The sequence below is a fragment of the Bifidobacterium sp. N5G01 genome (assembly GCF_002742425.1).
Lineage (GTDB): Bacteria > Actinomycetota > Actinomycetes > Actinomycetales > Bifidobacteriaceae > Bifidobacterium > Bifidobacterium hominis.
This window is the reverse complement of the sequence record NZ_NJNP01000001.1, coordinates 399,439-418,625: the sequence shown is the minus strand read 5'-3', so window position 1 is coordinate 418,625 and position 19,187 is coordinate 399,439. Positions and strand designations below refer to the sequence as shown.

Here is a 19,187-nt window from a genome sequence, read left to right as displayed (position 1 = left end):
TCCCATGAAGAAATCAATGCTTTCCACCAAACAGTCCTATCTGATGTGCGCGATTGGCGTGGTCGTGCTGTTCGGCATACTGATGGGCGTATGCGAATCCGGCATGGCCAGCGCCTATATCAAAGGCATCATGATGACCATCTGCATCGCCATCATCATGACCACTTCGCTGAACCTCACTATCGGCGTGCTCGGCCAGCTTACGTTAGGCTGCTGCGGTTTCGAGGCAATCGGCGCGTATTCCGCTGCTTTGCTGAGTAAGCTGCTCGTCGCCAATGGCGTTGCGATGGATCCGACTTTGCGATTCCTGCTTACCACCCTCGTCGGTGGTGTAATCGCCTGCATTTTCGGTATTCTGGTTGGCATCCCTGCATTGCGTCTGCATGGTGATTACCTCGCCATCATCACGCTTGGCTTCGGTGAGATCATCCGCGTGATCATCCAGAACCTGAAGGTTGCCGGCGGCATGGGTCTCGACAAGGGTGCCGCAGGACAGGCGTTGATCGGCATCGACCGTCTCGCCAACCTGTATGTCGTGTTCTGGATTACCGTCGTCACCGTTGTACTGCTGTTCATGTTTGCCCGCTCCCGTTACGGACGTGCCGTCAAGGCTATCCGCGACGACGAGATCGCGGCCAGCGCATCCGGCATCAACATCACTTACATGAAGGTGCTCGTATTTGCGATTTCCGCGTTCTTCGCAGGCATCGCCGGTGGCATCTTCGCGCAGTACATCGGTTCGTTGAATCCGTCCATGGCCGGATGGTTGCAGTCGATCAATTACGTGATCATGGTGGTGTTCGGCGGTATGGGATCGCTGACCGGTTCCATCGTCTCCGCCATCGGCCTGACGATTCTTCCGGAATTGCTGCGCGCCTTCTCCACCTACCGCATGCTCGTGTACTCGGTGGCACTGGTGCTCATCATGATCTTCCGACCGCAAGGCATCTTCGGCAACTGGGAATTCTCCCTGACCAAGACCATCAACAAGCTGTTCTACCCGATGAAGTTCAAGGCACACGGCAAGCCGAAGCAGGCTGAAACCGTTGAAAAGGTCAAGGCGTCCAAGGAATCCGGCAAGAACGCTAAGAAGACGACTGAAAAAGTCGAAACCGCTGAAAAGGTTGCTGAGACGGTCACCACTACCAAGGAGGCGAAGGCATGAGTGAGCCCATCCTCAAGGCCGAGCATCTCGGCATCACCTTTGGAGGCTTGAAGGCCGTATCCGACTTCAACATGACCATCAACTCCGGTGAGCTCATCGGTCTGATTGGACCGAACGGCGCAGGCAAGACCACTGTGTTCAACCTACTGACCGGCGTGTACCAGCCTACGGAAGGCGAGTTCTTCCTGGACGGCGAACGCATGAACGGCAAGAAGACGTACCAGGTAGTGCGTGCCGGAATCGCCAGAACCTTCCAGAATATTCGTCTGTTCGGTCAGATGACGGTGGAAGAGAACGTGCTGGTCGCGTTCAACGAATCGTTCAGCTACCGCATGGGCGGCGCGATTTTCCGCACGCCGAAATTCTGGAAGCAGGAACGCGAAATGCACGCCAAAGCCATCGACCTGCTCAAGATCTTCGGATTGGAAGGTCTGGCGGAAACCGAAGCCGCGAATCTGCCGTACGGCGCCCAGCGCAAGCTGGAAATCGCACGCGCCCTTGCCACCGGCATGAAGCTGCTTCTGCTCGACGAACCGGCCGCAGGCATGAATCCGACAGAAACTGAGGATCTGCTTAACTGCATCAACACCATCCGCGACCGTTTCGGCATCGCCATCCTGCTAATCGAACATGACATGAGCTTGGTGATGAACGTCTGCCAGCGCATCCAGGTGCTCGACTACGGACGCACCATCGCAGCCGGCACGCCGGATGAGATTGCCAACAATCCGCAGGTCATTTCCGCATACCTTGGTTCCGATGACGAAGATGACGAAAGCGAGGAGGAAGCCTGATGCTGGAAGTCAAGAACCTTTCCGTTTCGTACGGTGCCATCGAAGCCGTCAAGGGCATCAGTTTCACCGTGAAGGATGGCGAGATCGTGTCCTTGATCGGTGCGAACGGCGCGGGCAAAACCACCACGCTGCACACCATCACCGGTCTGGTGCCGGCTAAATCCGGTTCCGTGATGTACAACGGCGTGGACTTGCTGAAAACCCACAGCAACAAAATCGTGACCCTCGGCATGGCTCACATTCCCGAAGGCCGTCACGTCTTTACGCGCATGAGCGTTGAGGAGAACCTCGAAATGGGCGCGTTCAGCCTGAAGGACCAGTCGAGCCTTAAGAGGGATCTTGACATGGTCTACGGTCTGTTCCCGCGTCTGAAGGAACGTCGCAACCAAAAGGCCGGCACACTGTCCGGCGGCGAGCAGCAAATGCTCGCGATGGGCCGCGCGCTGATGAGCCATCCGAAGACGATCCTCATGGACGAACCGTCCATGGGTCTGTCCCCGAAGCTCGTCAAGGAGATCTTCTCCATCATCCGCAAACTGCACGAGCAGGGCATCACGATTCTGCTGGTTGAGCAGAATGCCAAGATGGCGCTGTCGATTGCAGACCGTGCATACGTGCTGGAAACCGGCCGTATCACGATGGAAGGCGACGCCAAAGAGCTGCTGAACAACGAGCAGGTGCGCAAGGCGTATCTGGGCGCCTGAGACAGTGTCCGTCTTGTTCCGTCGGCTGGAATCAGAAATAATTCTGGCCGGCGGATTTTTTATGCCGTTTCCGGTCTTATTTGCGTTGCAATGGGCCGGTGAATCGTCGTTTTTTTTTTCATTGCGTCGTGATTGGTCCATTTTGCGACGTTTCGTGCCGAACACACGCGTCGATTCGCCTTATTCGACCGCATCCGCGTTCCATGCTTTACAATAGGTGAGTTGATTGGAAAGGGAGGTGTCATGAGCGAGATTTGCACAGTAAACGACGAATCCCTTGCCCGGGCCGTTGAAATCATCCATGATGGCGGATTGGTGGTCATTCCTACGGACACTGTGTATGGAGTAGCCTGTGATCCGCGCAATATCGAAGTGATTCGCAAGGTGTTCGCTGCCAAGAATCGTCCGAAATACAAATCGCTGCAGGTGTTGCTGCCGTCCATCGAAAGCTTGGAGAAACTGCATTTGACGCTGCCGGTGCCGCTTAATCGTTTGGCGGCCATGTTCATGCCGGGTGCGTTTTCGCCGATAGCGGAAGCGGAAAGCAATTGCTCACTTGCCACTTTGCGGCATGATCCGTCAACGGGCAGGGCCACGCAAGGCGTCCGTATTCCTAATTCCGCGGTCGCTTTGCGGATCCTTCGTGCCACAGGTCCGCTGGCTGCCACCAGCGCCAATCGTTCTGGCGAGGAAAGCGCGCAGACGGTTCAGGAAGCCGTCGCAGCGCTCGGTGATGCTGTGGATCTGTACTTGGATGGGGGAGCGACCCCCGGTCATGTGGCTTCCACAGTTGTGGCGGCTGATCCTCATGGGCGTGACGGCATTGCGATTCTTCGGGAGGGAGTGATTCGCGAGCCGGTTATCCGAAAGGCCTTGACGTTGAATGGCGGTGCTTTGGGCGTATGAGAATTTACCTGTTCATTGCTGCGATTGCTGGTGGCGTCACCTATCTGATTACGCCGCTGATTCGCCATATCGCCATTGAAATCGGCGCGGTCGGCGAAGTGCGCGCGAGAGACGTGCACACCATTCCAACCCCGCGACTGGGCGGTTTGGGCATGTTGATCGGCTTCACCGTGTCGATGCTGTTCGCATCCCGCATTCCGTTCATTCAGGGATTGTTTGCGCAATCGCAGCAGGCGTGGGTGATTCTCGCCGGCGCAGTTATGATCAGTCTGCTGGGCATGGCCGATGATTTGTGGGATCTTGATTGGATGCTCAAACTTGCCGGCCAGTTGCTGATTTCCGTGTTTGTGGCATGGGGCGGCTTGCAGATCATTTCACTTCCGCTTGGTTCGTTGGTGACGGCATCGCCGAGCCTGTCGATGGCCATCACCGCGTTTTTGATCGTCGCGTCCATCAATGCGGTCAATTTCGTGGATGGTTTGGATGGCTTGTCGTCGGGCATTGTGGCGATCGGCGGCATTGCGTTCGCCATTTATTCGTACATCATCGCCCGCAATTCGCCCTCATACGCTTCGATGGCGACGCTGATCGACATTGCTATGGTTGGCATGTGCGTGGGCTTTCTGCTGCATAACTGGCATCCGGCGAAGCTGTTCATGGGGGACTCCGGTTCCATGCTGCTTGGCTATCTGATCACCTGCGCTTCGATTGTGATGACCGGTCGTCTTGATCCCGCCAGCATTCATGCCAGCATCTATCTGCCGGTGTTCATGCCGATTCTGCTGCCGATTCTGGTATTGTTCCTGCCGATCCTCGACATGTGTCTTGCGATTGTGCGCCGCTTGCGTAAGGGGCAGTCGCCAATGCATCCGGACCGTATGCACCTGCATCATCGCATGTTGCGTATCGGGCATTCTGTGCAGGGGGCCGTGTTGATTCTGTGGGGTTGGGCAGCGCTGATCGCTTTCGGTTCGATTATGACGTTGTTTTTCAAAGCACAGTATGTGCTTATCGGATTTCTGATTGCGGCTGTGGTATTGACCGTCGCCACCATGTATCCGTATTTAAAGCATAGGATTCCTGAAATGCTGGAAGAGGATGCTGCGGACGGCAGCAGGCATGCGTCAGTACGGTCGTAGAAGCGCGGTAAAAAAACTGATTAAACGCTTTGCCTGACGGTATTGGTTGACTTTTGCGACACCCTTGTTTGACGTTGGTTTTGCCGTGTCGCAGTAAGTCAGCCCACGTTCATATAGTGGGTCTATGGCTACAATTCCTGATATGAATGCAGATTCCACGTACGCTCCACTTCCTCCGATTTTCGCACAGCTTGGCCTCGCCTATGATGATGTGCTGCTGCTGCCGAACGAGACGGATGTCATTCCGTCCGAAGTGGACACGACCACCCATCTGACCCGCAACATCACGATGAAGGTCCCGGCGATTTCCGCCGCAATGGACACCGTCACCGAGTCCGATATGGCCATCGCCATGGCTCGTAATGGCGGCATCGGCGTGCTGCACCGCAATCTTTCTATCGACGACCAGGCCGCTCAGGTCGACATCGTCAAGCGCTCCGAATCCGGTATGATTAACGATCCGTTGACTGTCAGCCCGGATGTGACGCTGGCTGATCTCGACAAGCTGTGCGGCCGTTTCCATATCTCCGGCCTGCCGGTCGTTGACAACGACAACAAGCTCGTTGGCATCATCACCAACCGCGACATGCGTTTCATCGCATCCGAGGATTACGACCGCCTCAAGGTTTCCGAGGTCATGACCCGCGAAAACCTCATCACCGGTCCGTCCAACATCTCCAAGGAAGACGCCCACGACCTGCTGGCCAAGTACAAGGTCGAAAAGCTGCCGCTGGTCGACGATGAAGGCCACCTCACCGGCTTGATCACCGTGAAGGACTTCGTGAAGACCGAGCAGTACCCGGACGCCACCAAGGATGAGCAGGGTCGTCTGCGCGTCGCCGCGGGCATCGGCTTCCTGGGCGACGCCTACAACCGTGCTTCCGCTCTGATGGAAGCCGGCGTGGACGTGCTCGTGGTCGACACCGCCAACGGTGAGGCCAAGCTGGCTCTCGACATGATCCGCCGCCTGAAGTCCGATTCCGCGTTCAAGGGCGTTGACATCATCGGTGGTAATGTGGCCACCCGTCAGGGCGCTCAGGCCATGATTGACGCCGGCGTCGACGCAGTCAAGGTTGGCGTGGGCCCAGGCTCCATCTGCACCACCCGCGTGGTGGCCGGTGTCGGCGTTCCGCAGCTCACCGCCGTGTACGAGGCCGCCCAGGCCTGCCGTGCTGCTGGCGTGCCTTGCATCGCCGACGGTGGCATTCACTATTCCGGCGACATCGCCAAGGCTCTGGTGGCCGGCGCATCCACCGTCATGCTCGGTGGCACCCTCGCAGGCTGCGAGGAAGCTCCGGGCGAGAAGGTGCTGCTGCATGGCAAGCAATACAAGCTGTACCGTGGCATGGGCTCCCTCGGCGCCATGGCTCCGCGCGGCAAGAAGTCCTACTCCAAGGATCGCTATTTCCAGGCCGATGTCACCTCCAACGACAAGGTCGTTCCGGAAGGTGTCGAAGGCGAAGTTCCGTACCGCGGACCGCTGAACGCAGTGCTGTACCAGATGATCGGCGGCCTGCATCAGTCCATGTTCTACATTGGCGCCCACAATATCGCCGAAATGCCGGAACGTGGCCGTTTCATCCGTATCACCGACGCTGGCTTGCGCGAATCCCATCCGCACGACATCGTCATGACCGCCGAAGCTCCGAACTACTCCGGTCGCCAGTGATTGCTGAATTCCGGTAATCAATAATCGGTAAAAGCCTCTTACTTCTCGGAAAAGACCGAAAGTAAGAGGCTTTATTCATATCTGCAACGCGAATATTTATATAAGAAAACCGCTTGACGAACCGTATTCCATCATGTTCACCTCACTTGTGCTGCGTGGTACCACCGAACGTCGCCTTATCGCCAAGTAGCGGCATTGATATACGAAGCAAATCGCGAAAAACAAGCATGACTTCCCAGTGCGTGGTTTTCCAATCTCCCTACCTCGCGGTATCTTCGAATGTTCAGCTGAAGCGTGCTGAGCGGCACGCGCACACGCAAAGGAAACGAGGCAAGATGGTTGACGCACATGACGGTGAAACATACACGGCGAAGGATTCACGCCTGATCTGGATCGACTGCGAAATGACTGGTCTTGACATCTTCCACGACGAACTGTGCGAGATTTCCGTAGTGCCGACGGACTTCGACCTCAACGTGCTCGACGAAGGCATCGATTTCGTGATCAAGCCTTCCGATGCGGCCGTGGCCAATATGAACGATTTCGTGCGTGCCATGCACACCCGTTCCGGACTCATCAACGAATGGGAGAATGGCCTGAGCGTCGAGGAGGCCGAACGGAAAGTCACCGAATACGTGGCCCGCTTCACCCCGGACGGCGTCAAGCCGCTGCTCGCAGGCAACTCCATCGGATCAGACAAAAAATTCCTCGACCGTTACATGCCGAACCTCATGGAACACCTGCACTACCGCGTAATCGACGTGAGCACGCTCAAAGAGCTTGCCCGTCGCTGGTATCCGGCCGTATACAGCAACCGTCCGCCGAAGAACGGTGGACATCGCGCGCTCGCCGACATCATCGAATCCTTGGATGAACTGCGTTACTACCGTAAGGCGTTCATGGCAGCGGCGCCCGGTCCTGACGCAGCCGAAGCCAAGGCGATCGCCGATCAGATCGTGGCAACCAGCATTTTGAACAACAACTGATTCCGCATATCGCACAATCGTTGGAAAACCTGATATTCCAACGAAAACATGGAAAGGACTCCAGTGAGCGCAGCCGATTGGACCAGCATCGAAATCCCGCAAGACATTCGCTTGGTGGTTGCCGATATGGATGGCACCCTGCTTGATGAGCATAGCGAGATTCCGCAAGGTTTCTGGCCGATGCTTGCCCGGCTGCGCTCGCGAGGCGTTGAATTCGTGCCGGCGTCCGGACGCCAGTACGCTACCTTGCGTGCCATGTTCGCCGATAAGGCGGCGCGGGTGCTTGACGGCGGCGAACTTTCGTATATCGCGGAAAACGGCAATGTCGTGGCCATTGACGGTAATATCGCCGAAGTGCACGGCGTCGATACCGATGTGACCCGCTGGACCATCGATACGGTGAACGCTTCTGCCGCGGCTGGCGAATACGATATGGGATTGGTGCTTTGTGGCCTGCGCACGGCATACGTGCAGCGCACGGACAAGCCGTTCCTTGACGAAGTCGGCAAATATTATGCGGCACTGGAGATTGTGGACGATCTGCATAGCGTGCTTGAAGATGTAATCGCATCAAACGGCGAAAGCGACACCATACTCAAACTGGCGATTCTCGATTTCGACGATGCCGAAACAATGGCCGCGGAAAAGCTGACGCCACTGAAAAACGATTATCAGGTGGTGGTTTCCGGCAAACTGTGGGTCGACATCATGAATGCCACAACCAATAAGAAGCAGGGCGTCGAAGCGTTGCAGCGCGTGCTTGGCATCACTGCGGCCCAAACGGCGGTATTCGGCGATTATCTCAACGATCTGCAGATGCTTTCGGCAGGGGAGTGGTCGTTCGCCATGGGCAATGCGCACCCCGCGTTGAAGCAAGCAGCGCATTTTGTGGCTCCATCCAATGCCGATCACGGGGTGCTTCAGGTTGTCGACAAGCTGATTGCGTAAGGAAGCCGTTTTTCGGAATTGATGGTCGATTGAACAGGAAAGGCGGTGCGGCATGCGGCAGGCTGAGGCATTGGCGATTCTGCAAAGTGGTGCGAGCGTCTTTCTGACGGGTGCGCCGGGTGCTGGCAAGACTTACGTGCTCAATGAGTTCGTGCGTCAGGCCCGTGCCGAAGGTGCTGCGGTGTCGGTGACGGCGTCTACCGGTATCGCGGCCACGCATATCAACGGGCAGACCATTCATTCATGGAGCGGTGTCGGACTTGCCAACGCGCTCACCGACAATCTGATCAAAACCATACGTACCCGACGCAAACGTAAGCTGCAGGGCGCTGACATTCTCATCATCGATGAGGTTTCCATGCTGCATGCGTGGCTGTTCGACATGGTAGATCAGGTGTGCCGCATCATTCGACGTGACCAACGCCCGTTCGGCGGGCTTCAAGTGGTGCTGTCCGGCGATTTCTTCCAGCTTCCTCCAGTGAGTGTGGGTGGACGCAACCACGATCTGGTCACGCCAAGCCCGGAATTCGTGGCTTCCCGCGAACGATATGCGAAAGCGGGACTCAATCCAGATGGTTTCGTCACCGAATCATTGGTATGGCGGGAATTGAATCCCGCAATCTGTTACCTGACCGAACAGCATCGTCAGGATGACGGCAGTCTGCTCACCGTATTGACCGATATTCGCAACGGTTGCGTGAACGATGACGATCGCAATGTGCTCCTCACCAGACTGGGCGCAATCCCCGAACCTGGTCAGCAGGCCGTCAATCTGTTTCCCGTCAACAAGCAGGCGGACACGCTCAACGACATGCGCCTGTTCGAAATCAACGAGGAACCGCACGAATATTTCGCCGAAGCCGCAGGACCGGTCAATCTGGTGGAACGTTTGAAGAAAAACATGCTTGCCCCCGAACGCTTGCAGCTCAAAACCGGAGCCGCGGTGATGGCCGTACGCAACGACACCGACCACCAATTCGTGAACGGATCATTGGGCACCGTGCGCGGATTTGCCGCCGAAAACAAGGGCGGATGGCCGATCGTTGAATTTGAAAACGGCAATATCGTTACCATGAAGCCGAATTGCTGGGAAATGATGGACGGCGACACAGTGCTCGCCAGCGTCAACCAAGTGCCGTTGCGCTGCGCGTGGGCGATCACCATCCACAAATCGCAAGGTATGACGCTCGACCGTGCGGTGATGGATTTGCGGCGCACCTTCGCGCCCGGCATGGGGTATGTGGCGCTGTCTCGTGTGGAAGGCCTGCAGGGCCTGTATTTGGACGGTGTGAACGAACGCATGTTTTTGGTTTCGCCCGATGCGGTGCGCCTGGACGGCGAGTTGCGTCTCTCCTCGGCACAGGCGTCCGATACATTGGCTCACGATGGCATCGCCGCGTTCCAGCAGATGACTGCAGTCTCCGACGATGACGAGTTCGCGCAGGATGCGCTGTTCTAGTGCGGCGATTGCCTTGTTCGGCATTTACGATGATTTTTGGGATTCGACGGATATGACTGTTGTGTTCCGTCCGTGCATCGCCATACATCGGTGAACGGGTGTCTGGATTGGGCTTACGTCCCCTTGCCTGAGTAGTTTTGGGCATATGACTAAAGCACTTCGTATGTCCACCATGTTCCTGCGCACTCTGCGTGAGGATCCCGCCGATGCAGATGTCGTATCGGATAAGCTTCTGCAGCGCGCCTGCTACCTGCGCAAGGCCGCTCCGGGTATTTGGACCTGGCTGCCGCTGGGCCTGAATGTTCTGAACAAGATCGAAAACATCATCCGTGAGGAAATGGCTTCGATCGACGCCCAGGAAGTTCACTTCTCCGGTCTGCTGCCGCGTGAGCCGTATGAGGCCACCCATCGTTGGGAAGAGTATGGCGACAACATCTTCCGTTTGAAGGATCGTCATGAGGCCGACTACCTGCTGGCACCGACCCATGAGGAAATGTTCACCTTGCTGGTCAAGGACCTGTACTCCTCCTACAAGGATCTGCCGGTTACCCTCTACCAGATTCAGACCAAGTATCGTGACGAATTCCGTCCGCGTGCAGGCCTGATCCGTGGCCGTGAATTCATCATGAAGGACGCCTACTCCTTCACGCTCGACAAGGAAGGTCTTGTCAAGGCGTATATGGACGAGCGTGGCGCCTATGAGCGTATTTTCAACCGTCTCGATTTGAAGTATGTGCCGGTGCACGCCATGGCCGGCCCGATGGGCGGTTTCGAATCCGAAGAGTTCCTTGCTCCGATGGAAATCGGCGAAGACACCTTCGCCCAGTCTCCGAGCGGCAAGGCTTGGAATGTTGAGGCGCTGACCACTCCGGAACCGGAAGCCATCGACTTCAGCAACACTCCGACCGCTGAAAAGCGTCCGACGCCGAATGCTGAAACCATCGATCAGATGGTTGAATTCGCCAACGCCAACCATCCGCGTTCCGACGGCCGCGCGTGGGAGGCTTCCGATATTCTGAAGAATGTGGTAATCGCCGTGATGCATCCGCAGGATGACGATCATGACGAGCCGTGGCGCGAACTGGTGGTTGTCGGCGTGCCTGGCGATCGTACCGTCGACATGAAGCGTCTTGAAGCGCAGTTCACTCCGGCTGAAATCGAAGAGGCCACCGACGAGGATCTGAAGAAGCATCCGGAACTCGTCAAGGGCTATATCGGCCCGATGGCGTTTGGCCCGCAGGCTCGCGGCGGTGAAAAGGCCGAAAACGCCAACGAAACCGGCGAAGCGTTGCGTTACCTTATCGACGCGCATATCGCCCGCGGCTCCGCATGGTTCACCGGCGCTGATGAAGCCGGTGTTGACTACTACGATCTCGTGTATGGCCGTGACTTTGAGGCCGACGGCGTGGTGGAGGCCGTGCAGGTTCGCCACGGCGACATGAGCCCGGACGGTTCCGGCCCGCTGAGCTTCGAACGCGGTGTGGAAATCGGTCAGGTGTTCCAGCTCGGTCTGAAGTATTCCAACGCGCTCGGCCTGAAGGTGCTTGACCAGAACGGCAAGACCGTGCCGGTGTGGATGGGCTCCTACGGCATTGGCGTGTCTCGTGTGATGGCTTGCATCGCCGAAACCCACCATGACGAGAAGGGCTTGGCATGGCCGGCCATCATCGCTCCCGCCCAGGTGCATGTGGTGGCCACCGGCAAGGATGCGGCCGCATTCGAAGCCGCCGAGCAACTGATCGCCGAGCTGGAAGCCAAGGGCATCGAAGTGATCTTCGATGACCGCAAGAAGGTTTCCCCGGGCGTCAAATTCAAGGATGCCGAGCTTATCGGTGTGCCGCTGGTCGCCGTCGCAGGCCGTGACACTGTCAACAATGGCACCATCGAAGTGCGTGACCGCAATGGCGAGAACGCCGAAGCCGTGCCTGTTGCCGACGCCGCTCAGGTGATCGCCGACCGTGTCGCCGCACTGCTGAGGTAATAATCTTTTTTCCGATTATTTCAGCATATATAAACGGGAGATTATGGATGTTCCATAGTCTTCCGTTTTTTTATCTAGAAAACAGATAGACGGAAGCATGATTTTGCGGAAAACATGCACATATCGACAGTACATTGCTGTGGATAAGTGAAATTTATCCACCGACTATCCACGACTCGCCCGAAACGGCGTCCTTTATCCACATTTGTCGGTTGCGCTTGTGTCAGTATGGTCGAATCAGTGATAGTGGTTCTACCGCGGAAACGCAAGGAAGCGGAAAGGCGTGCAGAGCCCCTCTCTCGCAACCCATTTCTCCGACTGCACGTTGCTTTCGCACCTTCATCGGTGCTTTCCGCGGCCCCTTTATTTACCAAAGCGACAGAAAGGGCCGATCATGGCACAACAGCAAGCTCTCATCACCATCACCGGATATGTGGGCGCCAATCCCACGCAATTCAACAAGGATGGCATGCCTCATGCCAGCTCGTTCAGAATGGCAAGCACCAGACGGTATTTCGACAATCGCACACAGCAATGGAAAGATCTTCCCACCACGTGGATCACGGTGAAAGCGTACCGGAATCTATCCGAAAACATCTGCCAATCGTTGAAGAAAGGCGAACCGGTTATTGTAATGGGTTCGCTTGCCACGGAAACATGGACCGATATGAATGGTAAACCGCAGTCGCGCATTGTGCTGGAAGCCAGCGCGGCAGGACATGACCTCAACCGTGGCGTCACTACGTTGCGCAAGTTTGTCAAGCCAAACGACCAAGCCCAACCGGAAACGAAGGGCATGGAACCTCAAGTAGGAGTCGACCCGTTCGCAAGACATGGCAGCGTGGCTCCGGTTGAGATAGTGGTTCCCGAAGATGACGAAGCCGCCGAATTCTCGGGAGATCCCGAAGAATTCGGCGGCGACATACATTAGGAGGCATCAATGCCTTGTACGATTGGCGACGATTGCCTACTGATGATGCGGCTCGCTACCAGATGCGCACACGCTGATCGGGATCAAGCCACATGCCGTCCTCAGGCTTCACATCGAACGCCTTGTAGAACAGGTCAACGTTGCGTGCGATGCCGTTCGTGCGGCATTCAGCGGGGGAATGCGGGTCGATCTGCAGATACTGCTCCGCCAGCTCGTCACGATTCTTGGTGCGCCAGATGGATGCATAGCTGAGGAAGAAACGCTGCAATCCGGTGAAACCGTCGATTTGCGGCGCTTCAGCCAGCGAATCCTCAATTGCGTCCATGGATCCGTTCTTCTCACGGCCGGCTGCCTCGTCAAGGGCGAACGAGTACGCCTTGAGTGCGATGTTCACGCCACTTAAGTCGCCGATGTTCTCGCCGATGGTCAGCGCGCCGTTCACATGCGGAGCCTGGGTGGGATCATCGGCGTACTTTTCGGCGAGCTGAGTCGGTACGAATGCGTTGTACTGGTCGATGAGCTTCTGCGTGAGCTGTTCGAAATTGGCTTTGTCTTCTTCGGTCCACCAATCGTTGAGCTTGCCGTCGCCGTCATACTGGGCGCCCTGATCGTCGAAACCGTGGCCGATCTCATGACCGATCACCGCGCCGATACCACCGTAATTTGCGGCGTCTTCGGCGTTCGGATCGAAGAACGGCGGCTGCAGAATGGCGGCCGGGAACACGATCACGTTCATGGTCGGCTCATAGTAGGCGTTCACCGTCTGCGGATTCATCAGCCATTCGTCCTTGTCAACGCTCTTGCCGACCTTGGCCAACTGGTAGCCGGTCTCATACAGGTTGGCGGCACGCATGTTCTCGGCGAAACCGGCATCCTCATGTACGTCAAGCGCGGAATAGTCACGCCAATGGTTCGTGTAACCGATCTTCGGCACGAACTTGGAGAGCTTCTCCAACGCCTTCTGCTTGGTTTCCTCGCCAAGCCAGGCAGAACTGGAGATGGACATGCGGTAGGCGTCGATCAGATTGCCGACCAGCTGTTCCATGCGTTGCTTTGACGACTCGGGGAAGTGCCTCTTCACATATTCGCGGCCCACATCCTCGCCGCAAATGCCGTTGACCAACGAAACGCCACGCTTCCAGCGCACACGCTGCTGCTTCTGGCCAGACAACGTCTTGCCATAGAATTCGAAATTCGTCTCATCGAATTCGTGCGGCAGCTCCAATGTGGATCCGATGATCACATGCACGCGAGCCCACAGCTTGAGATCATCAAGATCCGCGGTCTTCCAGAACGCGTTAAGACCGGTGAGGAAGCTCGGCTCATGCACCACCACACGGTTGAAAACACCGCGGAAATCAAGCGGTTGCACCTGTGCTGCGGAAGTCTGATCATATGCGGACTGCCAAGATTCGATCCATGCGTCGAAATCATAATCGGCGAGCATGCCGCTCAATTCCGCATAATCAGTGGGATTATAGGTCTTCACCGAATCACGGGTGGCTACATTGTCCCAATGGTTCGCGGCGATACGCGTCTCAACATCGAGGAAACGCTTGGCATCGGCTTCGGCTTGCTCGCTATCGGCGGCAAGCTTCGCGTTCTTGAGCTGCTTGGCCACCATATCGACGTACGCTTCGCGAATCGGCGCATAGTGGTCTTCACGGTAATACGCTTCATCGGGCAGACCCAAACCGGCCTGCTCAACATGGATGATGTTGGTTTCGGGAGCGCCGGGATCGCCATATACGGCAATGCCAATCAAGTCAGGGCCGCCAGCCGGATTCATTGCGCCCAAAGCGCGGGTGAGTTCGGTTTTGCTGGCAGCGGCATCAATGGCCTCAAGCTGGCGTTCGATGGCGGCGAGCCCGGAAGCGTTGATGGCATCGACATCAAGGAAGCTTGCATACAGGGCGTGGGACTTCTCGGCAGGGCAGTCATCGTCCTCGAGAATCTCACGAATCTGGTTTTCGGCGTCTTCGGCGAGCTTGTCGAACGAACCATAACGGGAACGGTCGTCAGGAAGGCGATACATGTCGATCCACGGGCCGTTGACATAGCGGAACAGATCTTGCGCAGGGCCGGTCACGGCGGAGAACGATGCCGGATCAATACCCGAATTCAAAGTGGTACTCATGACTTCACACTATCCATCTTTGATGACAAAACAGTGTATCCGAAACGAATAATCGTCATTATGCAATTCCATATGCAAGACGCGATTGCCTGATCGCAAGAAACACATGCACTGTAGGGCGTACGAAGTAGGGTTATAAGCATGATTGAACTGAAAACACCGAAAGAGATCGAAGAGATGAAGCCGGCCGGCCGTTTCGTCGGCGGTATTCTGCGTGATCTCAAGGAATTCACCAAAGTTGGTACCAATCTGCTGGAAATCGACGAATTCGTGCACAAGCGCATCGTCGATCGCAAGGGAGCCGAATCCTGCTACGTCGACTACGCTCCGGATTTTGGCACCGGCCCGTTCGCACACTACATTTGCATTTCCGTGAACGATGCGGTGCTGCATGGCGTTCCGTTCGACTACAACCTGAAAGACGGCGATCTGGTCAGCCTCGATCTGGCGATTAACGTCGACGGTTGGGTTGCCGATTCCGCCATCAGTTTTGTGGTAGGCGAGCATAAGGATCCTGAGGATCTACGTCTGATCAAGTGCACCGAAGAGGCTTTGGAAGCCGGTATCGCCGCCGCACAGCCGGGCAACCGTCTGGGTGATGTTTCCGCGGCCGTCGGCGATGTGGCCCGCGAATACGGTTATCCGATTAACCTTGAATTCGGCGGTCACGGCGTCGGCCGTATCATGCACGGCGATCCGCACGTGCCGAACGATGGCCGCGCCCACCACGGCTACAAGCTGCGTTCGGGCCTGGTCATCGCTATCGAACCGTGGTTCCTCAAGACCACCGACGAGATTTACCAGGATCCGAAGGATGGTTGGACGCTGAAGAGCTCCGATGGTTCCCGTGGCGCGCACAGCGAGCACACCATTGCCATTACCGATAATGGTCCGGTGATTCTCACCGTTCGCGACAAGTGATCAGTGGTTGGCGAAAACGTTGTGATTTCGTAGTGGACTAACGAAATTCATCAGGCGAAGCCGATGTCTGGAATTCTTTTGCAATTCTAGACATCGGCTTTTTATATGCGTAATTTCGCACGGGAAAACTGATTATTCGTTATACGGGAATGAGGGATCGAATGTCAATCGATTGATTTTGAGACGAAACCATGCTTGGAAACGCGGATGCCATATAGTGTTCGATACTTCCGAACGATTGTGACGGTTAAGGAGCGTGCAAGCATGGCCACAGCCAATCTGAGTGTGGAATCCAAAGACTTCACCCTGCCAGTGGTCGAAGCCACGGCAGGCGCGGACGGCATCGTGGTATCAACGCTGCGTAATGATGGCTGGGTCACGCTTGACCCCGGATTTCTGACGACCGCGCAATGCGAATCGAAAATCACCTACATCGACGGCAAGAACTCGATTCTGCGCTACCGTGGATACCCGATCGAGCAACTGTGCGAGCAATCCGACTTCCTTGAGGTCGCATGGCTGTTGCGCCACGGCGAACTGCCGAATCGGGAGCAGTACGACCGTTTCATTTCCGACATCAACCATCGTACGATGGTGGGGGAGGATTTCCGCACCTTCATGGGCTCCTTCCCGCGTACTGCGCATCCGATGAGCGTGATGGCGTCCGCGGTCAACGCGCTCGCCACCTTCTACCCGGATACTACGGATATCAACGATTCCGACCAGCTTGATGAAGCTGCGACCATTATCATGGCGAAGGCGCGAACCATCGTCAGCTACATTTTCCGCCGTCGTCGTGATGAGCCGATGCTTTACCCGGATTATTCGCGCGGTTACGTGGACGATTTTCTGCGCATGTGCTTCGCGGTGCCGTACGAGCCGTTCGACTCCGATCCGCTGTACGTGCACGCGCTCGGCCGACTGCTGATCATCCATGCCGATCATGAGCAGAACTGCTCCACGTCCGTGGTGCGTATCGCCGGTTCCGCCCACGCCAACCTGTATTCCGCGGTCGCCGCAGGCATCAACGCGCTTTCGGGCCCATTGCATGGCGGTGCGAATGAGGCGGTGCTGCGTCAGCTCAAAGCCATTCGCGATTCGGGTAAAACCGTCAAGGAATTCGTGGAAGACGCCAAAACCAGTGGTCAGCGCATTTCCGGCCTTGGCCACCGAGTGTATAAATCGTATGATCCTCGTGCGGCGATCGCCAAGACGTATCTGCAGAAGATCATGGAACGTGCGGATACGTTGAAACTGCCTGCCGATGAGCGTGCATTGTTCGATGTCGCCACGGAATTGGAGAAGATCGCGCTGAATGACGAGTATTTCGTGTCTCGTCACCTGTATCCGAATGTCGACTTCTACACGGGATTGATCTACCGTGCGATCGGGTTCGATCCGTCGATGTTCACCACATTGTTCGCATTGGGACGCATTCCCGGTTGGATTGCGCAATATCGTGAGATGCTTGCCGATCCGAACACCAAGATCGGTCGCCCCCGTCAGGTGTACACCGGTTACACCGAACGCGATTATGTTCCGATCGACCGTCGATAGTTGCTTTTTCGCTGTTTCATGGAATCGTGATGCCTTTCGCCAAGCCCTGCGGCTAAAGTATTGCACGGAAACGTGCAAGTAATGCAATCACTATTGTGAAGGAGCGAAGAATGACCGATCAGCGCACTGCGTGGGGTTGGGGTCTGTCCAGCGTGGATGCGGCCGGCAACACTTTGGACGTATGGTACCCGGAACTGAAGCTTGGCGAGGCTCCGGAAGAGGTGGCACGCCCGAACCATAATTTTGGCAATCTCGCCCATGAGGGCGTCGATGCGCGTGGCGTGCGCCGCATTCCGGTGTTCACTGTGTCGAAGCTTGACGAACCGATCGAAGACGCAGCCGACGCATACCTGCGTCTGCACCTGCTGAGCATGCGTCTGGCCAAGCCGAACACCCTGAATCTGGACGGCATTTTCGCAGCCCTCAACAATGTGGTATGGACCAATTATGGCCCGTTCGCGGTCGAGGATTTCGCGCTGCGCAAGCTTGACGTGATGGCCGCGGCCAACCAGTGCGCTCCGGGACTGCCGAAGGTTGACGTGAACGTGCTGTCGATCGACAAGTTCCCGCGCATGGTCGACTATGTGGTGCCGACCGGCGTGCGTATCGGCGATGCCGACCGCGTGCGTTTGGGCGCCCACCTTTCCGAAGGTACCACCGTCATGCATGCCGGCTTCGTGAACTTTAACGCTGGCACGCTCGGCGTTTCCATGGTGGAAGGCCGAGTCTCCCAAGGCGTTGTGGTCGGCAACGGTTCCGACATCGGCGGCGGCGCATCCATCATGGGCACCCTGTCCGGTGGCGGCAAGCTCAAGAACTCCATCGGCGAGCATTCGCTGCTCGGCGCGAACGCGGGCATCGGCATCTCCCTCGGCGACAACTGCGTGGTTGAAGCCGGCCTGTATGTGACCGCCGGTACCAAGGTAACCATCTACGACAAGGCCAAGGTCGCAGCGGGAGAACCGCTCGAGACCGTCAAGGGTGCCGACCTTTCCGGCAAAGACAACATTCTGTTCATCCGCAACTCGGTGTCCGGCCGTATCGAAGCGCGCTATCGCAAGACCGGTATCGAACTGAACGAAAAACTGCACAAGAACTAAAAAACAAGCCATGAAGATCTCCCTTATCACCGTCGGTAAAGTCAAGGAAAAATATCTGCGCGACGCCATCGCCGAATATTCGAAACGACTCAGCCGATACTGCAAGCTTGACATCGTCGAAGTGGCCGACGAGAAAACGCCTGAGCATGCCAGTGAGGGAGTTGAACGGCAAATCAAAGCTAAGGAAGGCGAACGCATCGCCAAGCATATACGTGACGATGCGTTCGTCATCGCGCTCGCCATCGAAGGCCATCAGCTGACCAGCGAGGAACTTGCACGGAAAATCGATGGTCTCGGACTGCACGGCACAAGTCATATCCAACTCATCATCGGCGGCTCGCTCGGACTCGATCCAACGATTTTGAAACGGGCGGACTACCTGCTGAGCTTCTCCAAAATGACGTTCCCTCATCAGTTAATGCGCGTTATTTTGTTGGAACAGATCTATCGTGCGTACAAAATCAATGCCGGAGAGCCCTACCATAAATGATTCGTTCACGTTTTCGAATGATTAGTGCATGATTTTCGCGCATGAAATACGAGACTGCGTCAAAAATGCCGTAAGTCGATAAGTAGAAGGTGTTGCCTATACTGGTGCCCCATGAGTGACTACAGAAGCGAACGCGAGCAGCGAGAGCGCCGCCGCCGCACTTTGGTGCGAGCGGTGTGCATCGTCATTGCCGCGGCGATGCTGCTGAGTCTGGTGATTCCTGCTATCTACGCAGGTCTTTGACGCCCTTGGTCTGGTACGATCCTCCCCGGGTCTGCATTCCCATACGTAACGAGACTG

Annotated in this window: 17 protein-coding genes; 16 read left to right on the top strand and 1 reads right to left on the bottom strand. The window is 56.4% G+C overall.

All coding sequences use genetic code 11. The features are described from left to right. Positions 1 to 4: 4 nt before the first annotated feature. The 11 genes from CE168_RS01775 (at position 5) to CE168_RS01725 (ending at position 12,682) form a co-directional block, all read left to right on the top strand. Positions 5 to 1,165, top strand: a complete 1,161-nt coding sequence (locus CE168_RS01775; protein ID WP_003835686.1) for a branched-chain amino acid ABC transporter permease — start codon at positions 5 to 7, stop codon at positions 1,163 to 1,165. Next, the gene (locus CE168_RS01770; protein WP_033500921.1) at positions 1,162 to 1,959 is read left to right on the top strand and encodes an ABC transporter ATP-binding protein; all 798 of its coding nucleotides are present in this window, start codon (positions 1,162 to 1,164) and stop codon (positions 1,957 to 1,959) included. The genes CE168_RS01775 and CE168_RS01770 overlap by 4 nt, the downstream gene beginning before the upstream one ends. Beyond that, positions 1,959 to 2,663, top strand: a complete 705-nt coding sequence (locus CE168_RS01765; RefSeq protein ID WP_099570878.1) for an ABC transporter ATP-binding protein — start codon at positions 1,959 to 1,961, stop codon at positions 2,661 to 2,663. Before CE168_RS01770 ends, CE168_RS01765 begins: the two co-directional genes overlap by 1 nt. A gap of 243 nt (positions 2,664 to 2,906) precedes the next feature. Further along, a complete protein-coding gene (locus tag CE168_RS01760) occupies positions 2,907 to 3,569 on the top strand; it encodes an L-threonylcarbamoyladenylate synthase (protein WP_099570877.1) in 663 nt (220 codons plus the stop codon). Next, on the top strand, positions 3,566 to 4,708 hold the full coding sequence (locus CE168_RS01755) for an MraY family glycosyltransferase (protein WP_099570876.1): 1,143 nt from the start codon (positions 3,566 to 3,568) through the stop codon (positions 4,706 to 4,708). Before CE168_RS01760 ends, CE168_RS01755 begins: the two co-directional genes overlap by 4 nt. 124 nt (positions 4,709 to 4,832) lie before the next feature. Further along, positions 4,833 to 6,377: an IMP dehydrogenase gene (gene guaB / locus CE168_RS01750; protein WP_003835694.1), complete on the top strand. Its 1,545-nt coding sequence runs from the start codon at positions 4,833 to 4,835 to the stop codon at positions 6,375 to 6,377. 335 nt (positions 6,378 to 6,712) lie between these two features. Beyond that, the gene (gene orn / locus CE168_RS01745; protein WP_099570875.1) at positions 6,713 to 7,363 is read left to right on the top strand and encodes an oligoribonuclease; all 651 of its coding nucleotides are present in this window, start codon (positions 6,713 to 6,715) and stop codon (positions 7,361 to 7,363) included. Positions 7,364 to 7,426: 63 nt separating this feature from the next. Then, positions 7,427 to 8,311 carry a Cof-type HAD-IIB family hydrolase gene (locus CE168_RS01740; RefSeq protein ID WP_236824283.1) on the top strand — a complete coding sequence of 295 codons (885 nt, stop codon included), beginning with the start codon at positions 7,427 to 7,429 and terminating at the stop codon, positions 8,309 to 8,311. A gap of 52 nt (positions 8,312 to 8,363) precedes the next feature. Further along, positions 8,364 to 9,770: a PIF1 family DEAD/DEAH box helicase gene (locus CE168_RS01735; protein WP_099570873.1), complete on the top strand. Its 1,407-nt coding sequence runs from the start codon at positions 8,364 to 8,366 to the stop codon at positions 9,768 to 9,770. 145 nt (positions 9,771 to 9,915) lie between these two features. Beyond that, on the top strand, positions 9,916 to 11,751 hold the full coding sequence (locus CE168_RS01730) for a proline--tRNA ligase (protein WP_099570872.1): 1,836 nt from the start codon (positions 9,916 to 9,918) through the stop codon (positions 11,749 to 11,751). A 394-nt stretch (positions 11,752 to 12,145) separates the two neighbouring features. Beyond that, a complete protein-coding gene (locus tag CE168_RS01725; RefSeq protein ID WP_099570871.1) occupies positions 12,146 to 12,682 on the top strand; it encodes a single-stranded DNA-binding protein in 537 nt (178 codons plus the stop codon). Between the two features lie 55 nt (positions 12,683 to 12,737). On the opposite strand, the gene CE168_RS01720 is transcribed toward CE168_RS01725, so the two are convergent. Continuing rightward, the gene (locus CE168_RS01720) at positions 12,738 to 14,819 is read right to left on the bottom strand and encodes a M13 family metallopeptidase (RefSeq protein ID WP_099570870.1); all 2,082 of its coding nucleotides are present in this window, start codon (positions 14,817 to 14,819) and stop codon (positions 12,738 to 12,740) included. Between the two features lie 141 nt (positions 14,820 to 14,960). On the opposite strand from CE168_RS01720, the gene map reads away from it, so the two are divergent. The 5 genes from map to CE168_RS09225 all read left to right on the top strand — a co-directional run bounded on the left by map (position 14,961) and on the right by CE168_RS09225 (position 19,130). Next, positions 14,961 to 15,740: a type I methionyl aminopeptidase gene (gene map, locus CE168_RS01715; protein WP_099570869.1), complete on the top strand. Its 780-nt coding sequence runs from the start codon at positions 14,961 to 14,963 to the stop codon at positions 15,738 to 15,740. A gap of 264 nt (positions 15,741 to 16,004) precedes the next feature. After that, positions 16,005 to 17,297 (top strand): citrate synthase, encoded by a 1,293-nt coding sequence (locus tag CE168_RS01710; protein WP_099570868.1) that lies wholly within the window; start codon positions 16,005 to 16,007, stop codon positions 17,295 to 17,297. Positions 17,298 to 17,407: 110 nt separating this feature from the next. Continuing rightward, positions 17,408 to 18,397, top strand: a complete 990-nt coding sequence (dapD, locus tag CE168_RS01705; protein WP_099570867.1) for a 2,3,4,5-tetrahydropyridine-2,6-dicarboxylate N-succinyltransferase — start codon at positions 17,408 to 17,410, stop codon at positions 18,395 to 18,397. 10 nt (positions 18,398 to 18,407) lie between these two features. Continuing rightward, a complete protein-coding gene (rlmH, locus tag CE168_RS01700) occupies positions 18,408 to 18,887 on the top strand; it encodes a 23S rRNA (pseudouridine(1915)-N(3))-methyltransferase RlmH (protein ID WP_099570866.1) in 480 nt (159 codons plus the stop codon). A 111-nt stretch (positions 18,888 to 18,998) separates the two neighbouring features. Continuing rightward, positions 18,999 to 19,130 carry a hypothetical protein gene (locus CE168_RS09225; RefSeq protein WP_003835721.1) on the top strand — a complete coding sequence of 44 codons (132 nt, stop codon included), beginning with the start codon at positions 18,999 to 19,001 and terminating at the stop codon, positions 19,128 to 19,130. Positions 19,131 to 19,187 lie beyond the last annotated feature (57 nt).

Coding starts and splice junctions, on each gene's coding strand:
- CE168_RS01775 (WP_003835686.1), top strand. CDS start 5: ATGAAGAAATCAATGCTTTCCACCAAACAGTCCTATCTGATGTGCGCG.
- CE168_RS01770 (WP_033500921.1), top strand. CDS start 1,162: ATGAGTGAGCCCATCCTCAAGGCCGAGCATCTCGGCATCACCTTTGGA.
- CE168_RS01765 (WP_099570878.1), top strand. CDS start 1,959: ATGCTGGAAGTCAAGAACCTTTCCGTTTCGTACGGTGCCATCGAAGCC.
- CE168_RS01760 (WP_099570877.1), top strand. CDS start 2,907: ATGAGCGAGATTTGCACAGTAAACGACGAATCCCTTGCCCGGGCCGTT.
- CE168_RS01755 (WP_099570876.1), top strand. CDS start 3,566: ATGAGAATTTACCTGTTCATTGCTGCGATTGCTGGTGGCGTCACCTAT.
- guaB (WP_003835694.1), top strand. CDS start 4,833: ATGGCTACAATTCCTGATATGAATGCAGATTCCACGTACGCTCCACTT.
- orn (WP_099570875.1), top strand. CDS start 6,713: ATGGTTGACGCACATGACGGTGAAACATACACGGCGAAGGATTCACGC.
- CE168_RS01735 (WP_099570873.1), top strand. CDS start 8,364: ATGCGGCAGGCTGAGGCATTGGCGATTCTGCAAAGTGGTGCGAGCGTC.
- CE168_RS01730 (WP_099570872.1), top strand. CDS start 9,916: ATGACTAAAGCACTTCGTATGTCCACCATGTTCCTGCGCACTCTGCGT.
- CE168_RS01725 (WP_099570871.1), top strand. CDS start 12,146: ATGGCACAACAGCAAGCTCTCATCACCATCACCGGATATGTGGGCGCC.
- CE168_RS01720 (WP_099570870.1), bottom strand. CDS start 14,819: ATGAGTACCACTTTGAATTCGGGTATTGATCCGGCATCGTTCTCCGCC.
- map (WP_099570869.1), top strand. CDS start 14,961: ATGATTGAACTGAAAACACCGAAAGAGATCGAAGAGATGAAGCCGGCC.
- CE168_RS01710 (WP_099570868.1), top strand. CDS start 16,005: ATGGCCACAGCCAATCTGAGTGTGGAATCCAAAGACTTCACCCTGCCA.
- dapD (WP_099570867.1), top strand. CDS start 17,408: ATGACCGATCAGCGCACTGCGTGGGGTTGGGGTCTGTCCAGCGTGGAT.
- rlmH (WP_099570866.1), top strand. CDS start 18,408: ATGAAGATCTCCCTTATCACCGTCGGTAAAGTCAAGGAAAAATATCTG.
- CE168_RS09225 (WP_003835721.1), top strand. CDS start 18,999: ATGAGTGACTACAGAAGCGAACGCGAGCAGCGAGAGCGCCGCCGCCGC.